The organism is Bacillota bacterium (assembly GCA_013314855.1).
Taxonomy (GTDB): domain Bacteria; phylum Bacillota; class Clostridia; order Acetivibrionales; family DUMC01; genus Ch48.
In genome coordinates this window covers 1-16,796 of record JABUEW010000026.1, presented here as the reverse complement: position 1 = coordinate 16,796, position 16,796 = coordinate 1, and the positions used below count along the sequence as shown (strand labels likewise).

The 16,796-nt window shown below is 37.3% G+C and carries 18 protein-coding genes; 15 read left to right on the top strand and 3 right to left on the bottom strand.

Features of this window, described 5'->3' with window-relative positions:
- The first annotated feature begins 7 nt into the window (after nucleotides 1–7).
- The 7 genes from HPY74_06460 to HPY74_06430 all read left to right on the top strand — a co-directional run bounded on the left by HPY74_06460 (nucleotide 8) and on the right by HPY74_06430 (nucleotide 7,576).
- Nucleotides 8–859 carry a helix-turn-helix transcriptional regulator gene (locus HPY74_06460; protein ID NSW90309.1) on the top strand — a complete coding sequence of 284 codons (852 nt, stop codon included), beginning with the start codon at nucleotides 8–10 and terminating at the stop codon, nucleotides 857–859.
- Nucleotides 860–978: 119 nt separating this feature from the next.
- A complete protein-coding gene (locus HPY74_06455) occupies nucleotides 979–2,010 on the top strand; it encodes a galactitol-1-phosphate 5-dehydrogenase (protein NSW90308.1) in 1,032 nt (343 codons plus the stop codon).
- 30 nt (nucleotides 2,011–2,040) lie between these two features.
- A complete protein-coding gene (locus HPY74_06450; protein ID NSW90307.1) occupies nucleotides 2,041–2,835 on the top strand; it encodes a glucose 1-dehydrogenase in 795 nt (264 codons plus the stop codon).
- Between the two features lie 175 nt (nucleotides 2,836–3,010).
- Nucleotides 3,011–3,313, top strand: a complete 303-nt coding sequence (locus HPY74_06445) for a hypothetical protein (GenBank protein NSW90306.1) — start codon at nucleotides 3,011–3,013, stop codon at nucleotides 3,311–3,313.
- A 283-nt stretch (nucleotides 3,314–3,596) separates the two neighbouring features.
- Nucleotides 3,597–4,787, top strand: coding sequence for a GNAT family N-acetyltransferase (locus HPY74_06440; GenBank protein ID NSW90305.1), 1,191 nt, complete (start codon nucleotides 3,597–3,599; stop codon nucleotides 4,785–4,787).
- A 47-nt stretch (nucleotides 4,788–4,834) separates the two neighbouring features.
- Nucleotides 4,835–6,064 carry an ROK family transcriptional regulator gene (locus tag HPY74_06435; protein NSW90304.1) on the top strand — a complete coding sequence of 410 codons (1,230 nt, stop codon included), beginning with the start codon at nucleotides 4,835–4,837 and terminating at the stop codon, nucleotides 6,062–6,064.
- A 264-nt stretch (nucleotides 6,065–6,328) separates the two neighbouring features.
- Nucleotides 6,329–7,576, top strand: coding sequence for a DegT/DnrJ/EryC1/StrS family aminotransferase (locus tag HPY74_06430; GenBank protein NSW90303.1), 1,248 nt, complete (start codon nucleotides 6,329–6,331; stop codon nucleotides 7,574–7,576).
- Between the two features lie 213 nt (nucleotides 7,577–7,789).
- Here HPY74_06430 and HPY74_06425 read toward each other — a convergent pair whose 3' ends face one another.
- Complete coding sequence (locus HPY74_06425) at nucleotides 7,790–9,268, bottom strand: DUF4070 domain-containing protein (protein ID NSW90302.1); 1,479 nt, start codon at nucleotides 9,266–9,268, stop codon at nucleotides 7,790–7,792.
- 340 nt (nucleotides 9,269–9,608) lie between these two features.
- Here HPY74_06425 and HPY74_06420 point away from each other — a divergent pair, with 340 nt between their 5' ends.
- A complete protein-coding gene (locus HPY74_06420) occupies nucleotides 9,609–10,361 on the top strand; it encodes a glucosamine-6-phosphate deaminase (GenBank protein NSW90301.1) in 753 nt (250 codons plus the stop codon).
- Nucleotides 10,362–10,710: 349 nt separating this feature from the next.
- Here the strand turns inward: HPY74_06420 and HPY74_06415 are convergent, their stop codons facing one another.
- Together HPY74_06415 and HPY74_06410 are read right to left on the bottom strand one after the other, a co-directional pair.
- Nucleotides 10,711–11,328, bottom strand: a complete 618-nt coding sequence (locus HPY74_06415; GenBank protein NSW90300.1) for an MFS transporter — start codon at nucleotides 11,326–11,328, stop codon at nucleotides 10,711–10,713.
- Complete coding sequence (locus HPY74_06410; GenBank protein NSW90299.1) at nucleotides 11,325–11,975, bottom strand: MFS transporter; 651 nt, start codon at nucleotides 11,973–11,975, stop codon at nucleotides 11,325–11,327. The genes HPY74_06415 and HPY74_06410 overlap by 4 nt, the downstream gene beginning before the upstream one ends.
- A gap of 333 nt (nucleotides 11,976–12,308) precedes the next feature.
- Here HPY74_06410 and HPY74_06405 point away from each other — a divergent pair, with 333 nt between their 5' ends.
- The 7 genes from HPY74_06405 to HPY74_06375 all read left to right on the top strand — a co-directional run bounded on the left by HPY74_06405 (nucleotide 12,309) and on the right by HPY74_06375 (nucleotide 16,611).
- A complete protein-coding gene (locus tag HPY74_06405) occupies nucleotides 12,309–12,722 on the top strand; it encodes a transposase (GenBank protein ID NSW90298.1) in 414 nt (137 codons plus the stop codon).
- Complete coding sequence (locus HPY74_06400) at nucleotides 12,688–13,125, top strand: transposase (GenBank protein ID NSW90297.1); 438 nt, start codon at nucleotides 12,688–12,690, stop codon at nucleotides 13,123–13,125. Before HPY74_06405 ends, HPY74_06400 begins: the two co-directional genes overlap by 35 nt.
- Nucleotides 13,109–13,300 (top strand): hypothetical protein, encoded by a 192-nt coding sequence (locus HPY74_06395; protein NSW90296.1) that lies wholly within the window; start codon nucleotides 13,109–13,111, stop codon nucleotides 13,298–13,300. Before HPY74_06400 ends, HPY74_06395 begins: the two co-directional genes overlap by 17 nt.
- 260 nt (nucleotides 13,301–13,560) lie before the next feature.
- The gene (locus HPY74_06390) at nucleotides 13,561–13,701 is read left to right on the top strand and encodes a hypothetical protein (GenBank protein ID NSW90295.1); all 141 of its coding nucleotides are present in this window, start codon (nucleotides 13,561–13,563) and stop codon (nucleotides 13,699–13,701) included.
- A gap of 491 nt (nucleotides 13,702–14,192) precedes the next feature.
- Nucleotides 14,193–14,825 (top strand): hypothetical protein, encoded by a 633-nt coding sequence (locus HPY74_06385; GenBank protein ID NSW90294.1) that lies wholly within the window; start codon nucleotides 14,193–14,195, stop codon nucleotides 14,823–14,825.
- On the top strand, nucleotides 14,797–15,603 hold the full coding sequence (locus tag HPY74_06380) for an FAD-dependent oxidoreductase (protein ID NSW90293.1): 807 nt from the start codon (nucleotides 14,797–14,799) through the stop codon (nucleotides 15,601–15,603). Before HPY74_06385 ends, HPY74_06380 begins: the two co-directional genes overlap by 29 nt.
- Nucleotides 15,604–15,822: 219 nt before the next feature.
- On the top strand, nucleotides 15,823–16,611 hold the full coding sequence (locus HPY74_06375; GenBank protein ID NSW90292.1) for a M55 family metallopeptidase: 789 nt from the start codon (nucleotides 15,823–15,825) through the stop codon (nucleotides 16,609–16,611).
- The last annotated feature ends 185 nt before the right edge of the window (nucleotides 16,612–16,796 follow it).

Below are 16,796 nucleotides of genomic sequence, written 5' to 3'. Positions count from 1 at the left end.
TGTTTTTATGAAATTTGATTTTTCAATAACCAACAGGCCAATGGCAATAGAACCCGTAGCTCTGAGGACAGTATATGTAGTATATGCCGACCCTACCTACGATGTAAAGAAGAAGGGAGTTGGAAATAAAGATTTGATAGCTTTAAGGACAACAGGAGGAGTGGGGATAGTAGCTATTGAAGGGATTGGAGAAATGCCTGTAGGGCCTGGTACTCTTATCTTTTTTGAGCATGATAAGGTGAGACGTTATTTTTGTAGTGGTGAAAAATGGGATTTCTGGTGGTTTGAGTTTGCTTCAGGTTGGGGGACAAAGTTACCCTTGAACAAGGTTTTTTTTGTTGACTATGTGGAAGGTGAAGCCGGCAATTGTAATACTTGCATGGAGCTTCTCAGGAAAAATGATAATGCATCCCTTTTATTAGCTTCAGCCACTTTAAATATATTGCTTCATAAATGGCTGTTGCATATAGAAAGCAGGGAAGTCAGCAACCCTCACCGGGAGGCTATTGAAAAAGTGATAGTACATATAAAATCTAATATGTGGGAAAGTATTTCGGTAAAAACCATGGCAGATATGGCAGGATTGAGTGAACGAAGGTTCCGGCAGGTTTTTAAAGATATTACCGGAATGCAGCCTAAAAAGTATGTAGATAACCTCAAGATAGGCATGGCTGAAGAATTGCTGAAAAACACCCCTTTTTCCCTATCCGAGATATCGGACCGGCTTGGATATTCCAGCCAGTTCCATTTTAGTAAGGCTTTTAAGAAAATCCGGGGAATGACCCCTTCACGGTATAGGAGGATTAACAAGCAGGAAATTAGCAAGCAGGAAATTAGCAAGCACATTTACAAATTCTAAAGCTTATAGAGACAGTTCTTAAGTAGGCCAGCATAAAGTTAGGCATAAAGTTAAGAGTTTAATAATGCATATGTAATTATATTAAAATTACATTAATTCTATAATAAGGATGTGATAGTGTGAAAGCCCTAGTTTTAAAAGATTATAAAAAGTTTGAAGTGGAGGACGTACCAACTCCCGAAATAGGTCCTGAGGATGTATTAATAAGGGTAAAGGCATGTTCTATTTGCGGAAGTGATGTGCACGGTATGGACGGAAGTACAGGGCGTAGAATTCCCCCTATTATTATGGGTCATGAAGCTTCCGGTGTTATTGATAAAACCGGGAGTAACGTGAGGAATTTTAAGCCGGGAGACCGGGTAACCTTTGATTCTACAATATACTGCGGCAAGTGTTATTACTGTTTTAATGGGAAAATCAACCTATGTGACAACAGGCGTGTATTAGGGGTATCCTGCAGTGAATACCGTCAAAATGGCGCATTCGCTGAGTATGTGGCTGTACCTCAACATATACTTTACAGAATTCCCGATACTGTATCTTTTGAAAGGGCTGCAATGGTTGAGCCGCTTTCTATTGCTCTTCATGCTCTAAACAGGACTAGTTTAAAGCTTAATGATAATGTTGTCGTAGTCGGAGCGGGAATGATAGGCCTTCTTATTATTCAGCTATTGATAAATGCAGGGTGCGGCAAGGTGATAGCAGTTGATATAGACCCGGACAAATTGCAGTTTGCTGAAAAATTTGGCGCTTTTGCGGGGATTAAGGCAGACGGGGGAAATGTTGTGGAAGAAATATATAATATTACTAAAAACAGGGGTGTAGATGTATCTTTCGAAGTAGTAGGTATTTCATCCACTTTGGATATTGCAGTAAAATGCCTGAAGAAAGGTGGATTAGCAACAATAGTAGGAAATCTGTCTCCTGTTGTTGAGCTGCCTTTACAATTGGTTGTAACCAGGGAAATTACCTTGAATGGAAGTTGCGCTTCAGCTGGAGAATATGAAAGATGTCTTGATATGATAGCAGGGGGTGCTGTTGATATAGACACTTTTATCAGTGCCGTTGCGCCATTGGAGGAGGGTGCTGCCTGGTTTAAACGGTTATATGATAAAGAACCGGGTTTAATGAAAGTTATATTAAAACCGTGAGAAAAATAAAATATTGGGAGAGTGGTTTAAGTGGCTGATAATATGTTTGATTTAACGGGAAAAGTTGCAATAATTACCGGGACCAGCAGAGGGTTGGGGCAATATTTTGGGCGTGCTTTGGCAAGAGCCGGTGCAGACCTTGTAATAACAAGCAGGAACATAAATTCTCTTGAGAAGTTTAGGGGAGAAATTGAGTCCCTGGGGAGAAAAGCATTGCCTGTGGAACTGGATGTCTGTGATTATAATAGTATACAAAAAATGGTAGAAAAGGCGTATGAAGAATACGGGAAAATAGATATTCTTGTTAATAATGCGGGTTGTAATATTAGGAAACCTGCTTTGGAAATAACATGGGACGACTGGAATACAGTCCTTGATACCAATCTTCGGGGTTCATTTTTTGTTGCCCAGGCTGTAGCGAGAAAGATGATACCGAGAAAGTACGGACGGATAATAAATATAGGCTCTGTTACCAGTGTCTTTGGTTATGCAGGAATTACACCTTATTGTGCAAGCAGGGGCGGAGTTAAACAGATGACCATGAGCCTGGCAGATGATTGGGGAAAATACGGTATAACGGTAAACTGCCTTGCTCCCGGGTGGTTCAGAACTGAACAAAACAAAGTACTGTATGAAGATAAAGAATGGGTTGAATATATATGCGACAGAATACCACTGAAACGCCCCGGCCAGCCTGATGACCTTGATGGGATAATTATATTCCTGGCATCAGACGAAAGCAAATACGTGACAGGCCAAACAATACTTGTTGATGGAGGCATTTCTACGGGAGCTACCCGAGCCACAAGTAAAAAATCAATATGAGTCAAGATGAGCAAAAAAAAAGACGATACCTTAAATTCTCCTCCTGAAAGTATATAACAGACATATAATATAATGGATATAATAATATTAATTAACACTATTGTAATTTTTAGTAAATTATTGTATAATAATAATGTAATAAATAAAAATATGAAGTTTGGGAGGTAGAAATGAATTGGTTACTAAATTTCTAAAGAGAAAACTTGTGTTAAAAGAATCTAACGATTATTTCCACGACATTCCTATGGAGCTCGAATATTACTTGCTTGAAAGTAATATTGACTACAAAAGTGAGCTTGCCGGAAAAAAAGTATATGGAATCAGTATAGTTAAAAAGATTAATGATACCTGCTTTGAAGAAAATAGCGTCCTTAATTTTTCCTGCTGTGTTAATGAAACAAGCAGAGTTGTTGATAAACTGGCAGACAATACGGTAACGCCAGTAGGGCTTAAGCCTATTCTTGATGACCTTTTGTGAGACTTATAATCACTACAGGCTTTAGAGGCTGTAAATTCAGCTATGTGCAAAATCGACCTTGCTTTATTTAGAACAACGTTTTTGTTAATCTCCCGTTCTAATCTACAGCCTCTAAGGGCTTTATTTTTATCATATTGCAAAATAATTATCCATATAGTACAATTAATTTTAATGGAAGGGATAGTGTTATGGGGAGTAGAGGGCGTTTTGTTTGCCATAACTAATGCCGGCAAAAATTGCAAGACTGGTTGGAGTGTAAAACTTTCTTTAGGAGGGATATATAATGGAAGGACCAAGAGCTGCAAGAGTTGATGAACTGCCTTTGGTGGAAAGCCTGTCCAATGAAGTTTTCCGTAACTTTGAGGATGCTACTCAGTCAATGTTTCAAGAGTTTCCTGATTTGTTTTGCGAAGAAAATATAGATAATATACGAGTTATTGTGGAAGATGGAAAGCCTGTTTCAAATATAAATTATCTTCCAGGTACAGTATCCATATACGGATGCAATATTAATATCGCATCTCTTGGGGGAGTTGCTACATTGAAAGAATATAGGGGTAGAGGTTATGCATCCATGCTTCTTGATGATTGTCTTAATAAAATGAACAAAGAGGGTGTTGATGTACTTCTAATATCCGGGGATAGGCGGTTGTATAGAAATATTGGAAGTATGCCGGCAGGATTAATGTATGTCTATAGTATTACTGGAAATAACGGCAATAAAGCTCTAAATAACTTGTTAAATAACTACAATACATGTAACTATAATATCAGGGAATTCAATGTCCAGACATCTGGCCAGAAGTGTTTTGAGAAACTTGTGGACCTTTATAGACAGGAAAGCATAAGGTTTGTACGCCATTATGATAAATTTTATGAGTTGCTAAATTCTTCTAAGTTTGTTATGAAAAAGTCGGCACAGAAGAAAACATATATAATTGAGGATAAAGGCAATTATAAAGCCTACTTCTATATGGTTATTGACGGAAATACAGCAACTATATATGACTGCGCCGGGCCAAGAGAACTAATAATTGATGCATGTTCCAAGCTTATAGAAGAATATGGTCTTGAAAGCATAAAAGGGAGGCTTATGACTTATCACCAGTCAGCTATAGACTATTGTAGAGAGAAAAATATACCGCTAGAAGAAAAGAGGCTTAGCGGGACAATAAAAATAGTTAATTTCAAAGGATTTATGGAATCTTTAAAACAGCATTTTTATGAAATCTATGATAATAGATTTATTGACAACCTGGAATTTATAAATGATGATAAAGGTGCATGCTTTTCCTATAATGGGTATACATGTATAATATTTGATAAAGCCAAGTTAAATGACATGATTTTTGGAGGTGCTGAGGTATGCAGGGAAGACTTTTTGCCTGAATCGAATTTTGATGTATTTGCTGATTTTTTCAGCAGAGTATTTCCTATACCATTTGTTGATCCACTAAGTTTAAACTTTATATAGGTTATATAGGCCCTAAATGCCCTAAATGATTAATAAGGAGGATAGGCTTGAAAATAGATAATGCAGTTGGAAATGTGCAATTAATGCAAAAAATAAACAGATTAAAAGTGTTGAATTTTATAAGACAGAAAGGGGAGGTGGCAAGGCCGGATATTGCTAAGAATACCGGCTTGAGTCCATCTTCCGTTACAAACATAGTAACATATTTGATGGATAAAAACCTGTGCGTGGAAGTAGGAAGAGTAGATTCAAAGGAGGTAGGAAGAAAAGCTGTTTTAATAAGGTTTAACCCTTCTGCTGCCAATATTATATCCGTTAACATTGAGACTTCCAGTATTGATGTAGCCTTTACCGACCTGGATGGCAATATTGGCAATATTATTGAAAGGAAAACCTTGAGATTGGACAAGGAAGTAAAAGAACATGAAATTTTAAAAATGATTGAAAAAGAAATAAGCTTAATGTTGAATAAAGCTGAAAAACTGAAATCTGCTAATGTAGTAGGTATTGGTATTGCAGTTTCCGGCCTGGTTCTAAATGATGAAAGGCTTGAAATATCTACAAGTATGAAGTGGAAGGGATTATCGCTGAAAGAATATTTTGAAAAGCTTTTTCACCTTCCTGTTTATATACAGAATAATTCAAAGACAAAAGCATTGGCCGTATTACGTAAAAACGGCATAAATGCAGAAGAGAATATTATATTTCTAGACCTTACGATGGGAGTAGGGATTATTAATTTTTATAAAAATGAAGTTAATGAAGCTGTAATTGGAGAAATTGGACATACTACCGTAAAAAAAGACGGTCCTCCTTGTTTTTGCGGTAACAGAGGATGCCTGGAAGTCATGTGTTCCGTAGATGCTGTAATAAATCAATGCAATGAACTTTTACAGCAAGGCAGGTGTTGTGTATTAAAAAAGTTAATCAGGGAAAAGGGTATGGCTTTAACATATGAAACTATTGTAAAGGCTTTTGAAATGGGAGATTATGATGTTCAGGAAGTTCTAACAGAGTGCGGCCAATATTTAGGGATAGGAATTGCAAATATTATTAATATATTTAATCCAAAAAGAATAATTATAAATGGAGATGTACTTTTAACTACAGACTACGTGTATAAAATTGCTCTAGAGGAGGCAAATTCCAGGGCTTATGAGCAATTTACAAAGAATTTACAGTATGAAAGAGTTAATATTGATGCTGAACGTGCTATAACCGGGGTGTCATTATATGTTACCGATAAGCTTTTTGACCTTATGGGACCTGAAATTTAATTTAGGAAAAGAATTTAAAAATTTAAGGTAAATAGTGTAAGGAAAAGATTTAGGGAAAAATAAAATTTATCTTGAAAGTATTTCTTTTTTTGTGTATAATTAATTTAGACAATGCATAAATTAATATCTAACCTTTGAAGTACTGATACATTAAGTGTTAAGAAGTCTCAAGACCCAGGAATGATAAGCTTATTATGCTTTGAGATTGGCGGACTATTTATAATTTATACTACTATATTAATATTTTTAAAGGAGGTCTTATTTATGAGTAAGGTTAACGTCGGCAAGGAATCAGAAGGGGGTATCACCAGTAGCTACAAGGTTGATGAAGGGGTGGTTTTAAAAGTACCATATTCATTCTTCGGTAGTATTTACGATGAGGAAGAGGAAAAAGCAGTCCTTGAGGCAATGAAGCAGGACTCTCTTACAATGGGCCCCCAGGTTCAGACATTCCAGAAGAAATTTGCAGAATACTGTGGTACCAAGTATGCCTTTGCAGTAAGCAACTGTACTACAGCCATGCATGTATGTTCACAGGTTATCGGTTTAAGGCCCGGAGATGAAGTAATTGTTACACCAAATACCTTTATAGCCACATCTCTTGTCATACTTAAAGAAGGGGCAACTCCTGTATATGCAGACATTGATCCCAGAACTTTTAATATCGACCCGGAAGAAGTTGAAAAGAAAATTACAAACAGGACTAAAGCAATTTATGTTGTCCACTATGGAGGCCAGATGGTGGACATGGACCCAATTATGGAAATTGCAAAACAATATCATTTAGTTGTATTGGAAGATTGTGCTCATGCTCCGGGAGCTGAATACAAAGGAAGAAAAGCAGGTTCCATAGGAGACTTTGGATGTTTCAGCTTCCACTCACTGAAGAATATGACTACATTAGGTGAAGGAGGAATGATTACATGCAATAATGACAAGTATGCTGAAGGAATAGAAAAACTTAGGTGCATGAACCTTGAACACTGGAAAGATCAAAAGGATTACTGGATACCTTCGCACTTTGATGTAGTAGATTATTATGGGAAATGGGGCAATAATTATAGAATGAATGAAGCCCAGGCAGCTGTTGGAATAGCACAGTTGAAAAAATTAGACAAACTTAATGAAAAGAGGATAGAATATGGCAGGTATATAACAGAGGGAATTAAAGGCATTAAGGGAATAACCCCTGTTTATGAAGATCCTAACTGTAAGCATGTTTATCACTTATATACTGTCTGTGTCGAGGAAAAGGAATTAGGCGCAAGCAGGGATGATTTCCTGAGGGTCCTTTACAGGGAAGAAGGAATCCAGGGAATTCTCCACTATCAACCCACATATCACTTTACAGGCCTTAAGAAAATGGGTTACGCACAGGATTTATGCCCAATAGCTGAAGAATTTTTTTACAGGAGAGAGTTTAATACTCCTCATCATCCAAGACTTACTGAAGATGACCTTGACGCAATAATTAAAGGTATTAAGAATGCAGCAAAGAAAGTAGGAAAGTAAAATATAGGAATCGGTGTAGGTGCCCTTGCGTGTTTTGTATGTGCACCGGTAAGCTTCGGTAAACACCGGTAAGCTCCGGTAAGCTTCGATATGTTCTATGCTCCTATGCTGCGGTTATAAATGCTCTGGGCACCTTGCACCTTATCCCTTGCCTTGCTGCGTGCGTTATACTCTTCGCTCATGATACTTTCATAAGTGACTATGAAGTAGGTCTTAATTATTTTCAAATACTTTCCTGAAATGAAAGCCATATATGGAAAATGATATTGCCAGAGGGAAAAGTTTTGGACGCTTAAATAATGACCAAAAAAACAGCTTCCAATAATAAAACCTTTCTCTACCGATAATTCCCAATTGTACAACAGACCTTAAAAATGCTGTAATATCAATAAGTTTTATTCGTTGTACACCTTGTTTTATAGGATTGTATTCCTTTAAAAAGGTTATCACTCTTTCATAGTAGTGCTTTGGGGAATATATTGTATTAATTATATGTTTATATCCGTTCATCAATATTTCAAGGTTCATTTTCGGTATAAAGTTTATTGTAAAACCCGTGTTATCGCCGGACATATCATGTAAAAGCCTTCCTTCTCCCATCAGCCTTTTATATAGTTTGGTCCCCTTTGGAGCATTTAAAAGGCCAACCATAGCAGTAACTATTCCGCTTTCCTGTATAAAATTTACCAGTTTGTCAAAAGTTGATACATTATCATTATCAAATCCAACTATGAATCCTCCCTGAACCTGTAACCCGTATCTCTGAATTTTCTTTATACACATTATAAGGTCGCGGTTTTTATTCTGAAGTTTGTTGCACTCAACAAGACTATCTTCATTAGGTGTTTCAATTCCGATAAATACTGTATCAAACCCTGCTTTGATCATTAGCTGCATCAGTTCTTCATCATCGGAAAGGTTTATTGAAGCTTCCGTCATAAAGGAGAAGGGATATTTCTTTTCAGACATCCAGTTAATTAAACTTGGAAGTATTTCTTCTTTCAACTTTTTCTTATTGCCAATAAAGTTATCGTCAACAAAGAATACTCCGCCTCTCCAGCCTGCCTCATAAAGCGCATCTAACTCTCTCAATAGCTGTGAAGCTTGCTTTGTACGTGGGGCATGCCCGTAGAGGACCGTAATATTGCAAAAGTCACAGTTGAAAGGACAGCCCCGGGAGTATTGAATATTCATTGATGCATACTTTTTTATATTAATCAGGTTCCATGACGGGATTGGCGTTTTTTCTATATCGGCCCACCCATCTTCTTTATAAATGTGTTTTGCTGTATCATTTTCTAAATCCTTAAGGAAATGAGGCAATGTTACTTCGCCTTCATTTAATAAAATATGGTCAACATCGCCATAGTCTTCATAGCTTGAAGTAAATAGAGGTCCTCCGGCTACAGTTTTAACGCCGAGCGCTTTACAACGGTCTATGACCTGCCGGGCAGATTTACTTTGAATAACCATTGCACTTATAAAGACATAATCAGCCCACATAATATCTTTATCTTTAAGCTTTGATACATTCATATCTATAAGCTTTTTTTCCCAATGTTCAGGAAGCATTGATGCAACTGTTAAAAGACCAAGTGGTGGGAAACTGGCCTTTTTTGATATAAATCTCAGTGCATAATGGAAACTCCAGTATGTTTTCGGGTATGTAGGATACACCATAAGTATTTTCATATTTGCTACCTTTAACCTTTCCAAGTATTAAGCCTTTCTAAATATTAAACTTTGCAATTATTTTTATCTTTATCCCAAGATAATACTCTGAGAAACTACCATAGGATTCTTTCCCGAGCCCTGAGATTTTAACTATATGTTATTATCATACCATAGATTTTGATATATATATATTACATTATTGTTAAGTTTTATTTTTAACCTGCCCTTTATTTTCTTGGTTTAAACATGATAAACAAAATTTTTCCGATTAGTATTTTTCTTATTGATACTTTCTTGGATATCTGATATTATGAATATATATAGTAATCGATTACTATAAATAAGGGGAGTGATTTGCATGAAGGTAAGAGTATTTAAAAATTCAGAAGAATTGGGTAAAGCTGCCGCAGCTTTTTCAGCAAACATTATTAGACAGAGCATAGAGAAATACAATAAGGCCAGAATAGTTTTATCTACAGGAGCATCCCAATTTGATACATTGAAGTATCTAGTCAAAGAGGATTTGGATTGGAGTAAGGTTGAGATGTTTCATCTGGATGAATACATAAACCTGCCTATAACACATCCGGCGAGCTTTAGAAAATATCTGCAAGAAAGATTTGTGAGCATTGTAAATCCGGGAAAAGTATTTTTTGTTGATGGTGAAGGAGATGTGGAAAAAAATATCCTTGAACTAAATAAGGAAATTAGTCGAGAACCGATACACCTAGGGTTAATAGGGATAGGGGAAAATGCCCATATTGCCTTTAACGACCCGCCGGCTGATTTCGATACCAGGGAGCCTTATATTATTGTTAGTCTTGATGAAGCCTGTAAAAAACAGCAAGTCAGGGAAGGGTGGTTTTCAACGGTGGATGATGTTCCCAAGCAGGCAATTTCAATGTCGGTACACCAAATTATGCAATGCAATATAATAGTTTCATGCGTCCCTTATAAAGTAAAAGCAAATGCTATAAAACTGACACTGGAAAATGATGTGACAAATATAATACCTGCTACCATGCTCAAAAGGCATAAAAATGCCAACCTTTTCCTTGATGAAGACTCTGCGTCGGAAGTAGATAAGGATGTACTGGCAAAGTATTTGTAAAAAATACTTTGTGAATGTCGTTCATTGTGAATACTTTTTCAGCGTATAGTAATTTATAAAAAACCCTAATATTTGGTAATTAAATTACTATACGCTGGGGTTTGGAAAGGGGATTCCCCATACTGGAAAATAGACAACAGAAATCAGATGTCAGATTTTAAGTATTGCTTTGAAGTAATTTCCAAAATTTGTTCTCTGTTCTCTGGCCTCTGTTCTCTGGAATGAGGGTGCTTAAGGATTCTGCAATAAATATAATATTGAGCCAGGTGTGTCTTTATGAGCAATAACCAATGTGTTATACTGGCCGTTGAAATCCACATCAAGTTCGTTAACCGTAAGCATGAGAGTCTTAAAATATATTCCTGCATTTCGTTTCCTTGATAAAAAATATACAAACAAAACCCAAGGCTGCACTTATAAGGTAGCAAGTAAAAGACCTTGCGTATACTTGCTGGGCACTTAATAAATTCTTATATTTATCCAAAAACACCCCTGTAATCATAGGTACAATTGCAGCTCCTAAAAACTCTCCTATATTTACAACCGCCATGGATATACCTGCAAATCTTGGGTTATTAACCTCTTTGCCGCAAGCCCAGGATAAAATAATAGCAGCTTGTGAGAAACCAAGCAAAAACAGTAATATTCCCAGTGTTTCGAAAGGCACTTTTCCATCGTTAAGCAAAACAATAAATACCCATAATCCAAGATTAACAGCTCCAAATATTATCATTGGAAGCTTTTTTTTTGATAACATATCGGATAGTTTACCTATAACGACACTTCCGAAGGCAGCGCCGATAAATAGCAAAAGCATGTAATTAGCAGTAGTGATTCTGTTCATTCCGTAAACTTTCATTATATAACTTTGCCCCCAGACCCCTGCAAGTGCCTGATAAGCCCCATAAATTCCTGCATTCATAAAAAAAGGCGGCCATGTGTACGGATTTTTCAGTATTTCTATCAAGGCTTGCGTAATCCTGATTTTATTCGTTTTTCCAACTTCCTTTTTTTATTTTTAACAAGGCAAATTCCTATATCTTCAGGATCATTTCTAAAAATGACAAAGCATAGAAAGGCTATCAACAAGGTTATAGTACCTATCATTATAAACGCAATCCGCCAGGATATCAGTGATAGTATGATTACAAAAGGGGATTGGGTAAGGATCCCTCCGATGTTTCCAATAAAGGATGTTAATCCGGTCATTGTGCCGAATTTCTTCTCTTCATACCACTTTGACAATATTTTTAAAATAGATATGAATACTACCGAAACCCCTATACCTACAAGAAATCTTCCTGCAAAAATATAAAAAATACTGGATGAGCAACCGAATAAAAAAGAACTGGTACCTGCCAGAAGCATACCCACCGTTACAGTGAACCTTGCTCCCAAGCTGTCTGCAAGCATTCCCGACGGAATCTGCATAAACGCATATGCGTAAAAATACATTGAACCAATCCCTGCAAAAGCTGTCGCCGACATGCAAAAGCTACTGGACAGATTATCTTCGATAACCCCGAAAGACCATCTGTGAAAAATCACGATCAGATAGGCAAAAAGTAGTGTTACCCAAATAAACCATTTATAAGAACTGGCTTTCTTCACCATATTATTCTATATGCGGACAGGCCATTCCTCTCTATTTCTCCTGCCCCTCTTCTCCTTTAACTGTTTGTTGATAACCGGGTGATGCATACAACATGCGGACAGTAATCTGTGAACCCTCCTGTGCGCCTAGGAGCCTGCCCGAAGACATACTATAAATAATGCATTTAATGTTAAAATATAGTAATACATAATATAAAAGTAGGAGTTATACTACAAATTTAACGATATTAATTAATTTATTAAAATTATGTTCATTATTTTACATATATCTTTAAATTTCTCTAGATTTATGCTATAATATTATTAAAACTAAGGAGAAATTGGTGATGTAATATGATGGGTCGTGTAGAAAAGCAAATAACATTTTCAGATTACTGGTTGGAAGGGAAAATTCCGGAAAACAGCTACTGGCATAAAATGAGAAAATGGGTCTTGGAAAATCTGGACGAGAAAATATTCCAGCCGTTGTTTTCCTATTACGGAAGGCCATCAGTATCTCCTGTATACACATTTGCAGGGATGCTGGTACAGCTTGAAAAGGGGTATTCGGACCGTGAATTTGAAGGCGAGTCAAGGTTTGATGAGAGGGTAAAGTATGCAATAACAGCTCCAAGAGATTTTGATGGAATTGATGCAAATACATTATCCGAGCACCGAAAGAGATATTTTAACAGTGAAATAGGAAGGAAAATATTTATACAGAGAAACGATTATGATAAAGAGTATAAGAAACCTAGTGGCTGTTGAGGTTGACGGTGCAAACACCGAGGACGGGAGATATATGGGTAAGCTTATTGAAGAAGCAAAGAGTAATGGTGTAGAAATAAAAAAGATGTATGGAGACAGTGCATATTCGGATTTTGAAGAGATGGAAAAACGTAAAGAGGAAATGGAGTTTTGTGTTAAAGTCAGGTCCAGTCATAATGGAGCCGGTGGTTATACAAAAGATGAATTTAAGATAGATTTAAAAGAAGGTACTGTCACCTGCCCTGAAGGCAAGGTAAGGGAGTTCAAAGCTAAAGAGGTCCTCGAGGGAAGAAAAAAGTTTTCGGTCCATTTTTCGGAGAAAACATGCAGAAATTGTCCCCAAAGGGAAAAATGCACCCAATGTAAAGATAGATGGGAGGCGGATATTGATCCATCCCTATGAAGACAAACTGCAGGACCAGAGGGTGTACCAAAAGACTGAGGAATTCAAGAAAGATTACAGTAAACGAGCAAATGGAGAGAGGAGCATATCCCATGGTAACAATCACATGGTGGGCGAAAGTCACGGTACAGAGGCAAAAAGAAAACAAAATGGCAGATTATTATGGCATCTATAAATCACAATGTGAAAATGATTATGGAATATATACAAAATAAAACTAAACCTGATATTTCAAGAGGTGAACGAACTATGTCCTCAGATGAGTTGAGAGAAATAAAAGGGGATGAAAACTGAATATAAATACGGGATTCCACCGGCATAACTCAGAAAACTACATATTATTTAGAGATAACTATACATAAATTTCCATAAAATTAAGCCTGGAAATAAATGAAGCTTTTTTAAAGTAGAGTTTTCGGGCAGGCTCCTAGAGATATGATCATCAAGTTTTTATTTAAAAAAGAACCTCTCGACAAATACGATGAATTTTTAAAGACGTTGGAAACTAAGTATAACTACAAAGCTTACCTGGATGAATGTGAAAAGCAGAGTAAGGCATTGGGAATAATAAAATAAAACTACATACAACTCAGTATCTAAAATTCAATACAGACATATTTTATAACAATTTAAAGCTGACCGCATGTAAAAAACCAATAAGTACATGAGGTCAGCTTCAAATTTACATATTATCCGGCATTCCGAAACTTAATGATACCTGGACTAAAGTGCAGGGGTTATATTTTCGGCCGAAAGTCGACTAAAGCAAATGCAGGTCTCACATAAACCTGCCACTATTAAAACAAAGAATCCGGTTGAATTATTCAAATGTATAAGGTATAATTTATTTGTAAAGTGATGCCAGATATACCAAATATAACGATGTACTATGGCTACTAAATGCAAGTATTGTTATTATGAATAAGAGGGGGGTTTTTATGGCTAGACGTAATTTTTTAATGGATGAGTATTGGAAAAATAAAATTACAGACTGGGAACCCGAACTGGCATTTAAAGGTAAGACAAAAGAGGATTGGACAATATGGTAGGATAAATCCTATCCTAAATTGTTGGAACTCCTGGGGGAATTTCCTAAAAAAGTCGATCTTGATGCTGAGATTGAATACTTAATCGAAGATGGCGACATTATAAGGGAGAAAGTTGTTTTTAATTCTGAAGAGTTTATGTCAGTGTCCTGCTATGTCCTCCGTCCTAAAGAAATGAAACCGGATGGTTCAAATCCGGCCATTTTGTGCAGTCATGGACATAATCCGTTTGGGAACGAACCTATAGCAGGGATAAAATCATCTCCTGAGCATGTAGAGAATATTAAAACACACAATCATAATTATGGAGAACAAATGACAAAAGCAGGCTTTTTAACCATTATTCCAAGGGTAAGGGTATATGGTGAAAAAGGTTATAATTCACATTTCCCAGGACGTGACCCATGTGATATAAATTATATGAAAGGTTCAATTTTGGGAATATATACTTTGACCCTTAATATATGGGATTCTATGCGCTGTATTGATTATCTTGAAACCAGGCCTGAGATAAACCCGAATAGAATAGGAATGATGGGATTAAGCGGCGGTGGTACAATGACTGCATTTACAGGTGCTGTGGATAAAAGAATTATTGAAGATCGCTTTCGGGGTTTGGGACCACATGAAAAACCATGGAGATCACGGGGTTGATAACTGGGTGATAGACTGGATCGGTTTTCTTCCCGGTAAAAGGGAGAGCAGACGTTACGTAGGGGATCACATCCTGACCCAGAATGATATAATGGCCCAGGGCAGGTTTGACGATTTAGTGGCTTACGGAGGATGGAGTATGGATGACCATCATCTTGCAGGATTTAAGCACCTAGGGTATCCGACCACTTTTCATTCTGTACCGTCACCCTTTGGCATACCTTACAGGTGCCTTTATTCAAAAAACATTGAAAACCTGTTCTTTGCGGGAAGAAATATAAGTACCACACATGCAGCTATGAGTGCAACAAGGGTCATGGGTACCTGCAATGTCATTGGACAGGCGGTTGGAACTGCAGCGGCTATTGCCGTAAAAAAGGGTTTAACACCACGAGGTGTTTATGAAAAAGAGATCGCAACACTTCAAAAATTATTAATGGAAGACGACTGTTACCTTCTATGGCATAAAAGAGAGATACCGGAGCTCACAATGAGAGCCAGGATTTTAACATCGCAGGGTTGCGCAGAGGTATTAAGAAATGGATTCGACAGGCCAATTGGCAGTGAGGATAACGGATGGACCGGAAGTAAGGGCGACTGGGTTGAATACACGTTTGAAAAAGCTGAGCATATTAATGAGATCAGATTTGTATTCGACAGTGATTTAAACCGAGAAATTAAGAATATGCCATGTTTTTGGCCGCTTGAAGGTCATTCGTCATTTCATGTTCCGCACACTTTGGTTAAGGATTTTCAAATTGCAACAGAGGATGGCTAGGGTAAGTACCATTTGCTGTTGGAAGTAAGAAATAACTATCAAAGGCTTGTTCGTATCCCTGTAGATGTAACTACCTGCGCAATCCGATTCATACCCTTAACTACTTGGGGGGAATGAAAAAATACATGTGTTTTTCTGGGATGTGAGATGAGGGAATCACAGAGGATAGTCCAAGTATCGGACATCGAAAACCTTGAACTTGAAAAGGAGAGTTGATTTATGAAGTTTATGATTGGTGTTGATTTGGAAGGAGTTGCCTGTACCGTGGGTGCTCCTGAACAGCCTTTAACCGACGGCGTTAACTATCAATTTGCCTGTCAACAAGCTGTGAGGGAAGCAAATGCAGCAGCAGCGGCTTTATTTGATTCGGGAGCCACAGAAGTTTATATATGGGATAATCATGGCAGCAGCCTTAATCTTCAGTATGATAAACTGGACGACAGATGTGAAATTGTTATGGGAACTGGGGCAAGGCACCGCTGGCCTGGGATTGACAATACCTTTGCAGGCGTATTATTAATCGGATATCATCCAATGGATAATACTATAGACGGAGTCCTTTGCCATACCTTTAGTTCAAAGACCTTACAGTGGGTAAAAATTAACGAAGTTGAAGTAGGAGAAATTGCAATAGATGCTGCAATGGCAAATGAAGTTGCAGGTGTCCCTGTAATTTTTGTAGCGAGTGACTATCAGGGGACAGTGGAAGCTAAAAGATTCCTGCCCTGGGTAGAAACAGTATATACAAAACGTGGCCTTGGAAGGAATCTTGCTGTCAGTAAACATCCCATGCGGGCAGCCCGTGAAATATACGAAGGTGTAAAACGTGCTGTTGAACGGATAGGTGAAATGAGGGTATTCAGCTTTGGAACACCTATTGTTCAGCAATGCCGTTACAAGCGCATTGAGTCTGCACAAAGGCTTATATTGAATTCTCCGGAAAAGTATGTAATGATTGACCCGTATACGGTAGAATGCAGGGTTGAAAAGCTTTCGGATATTTACTAAAACCATGGAGAATAAGTAAAGTGGCAGGTTTGCACAACACCCACATTTACTTTAATCTACTTTTAGTCGAAAGTATAACCCCTGCACTTTAGTACAGGCGTCGTTAAAACCATTGTAATATATTATCCACAGGGTAATATGAACCCTGTAATTAAATAAAGCCCTGGAATTGATTATATTAATTA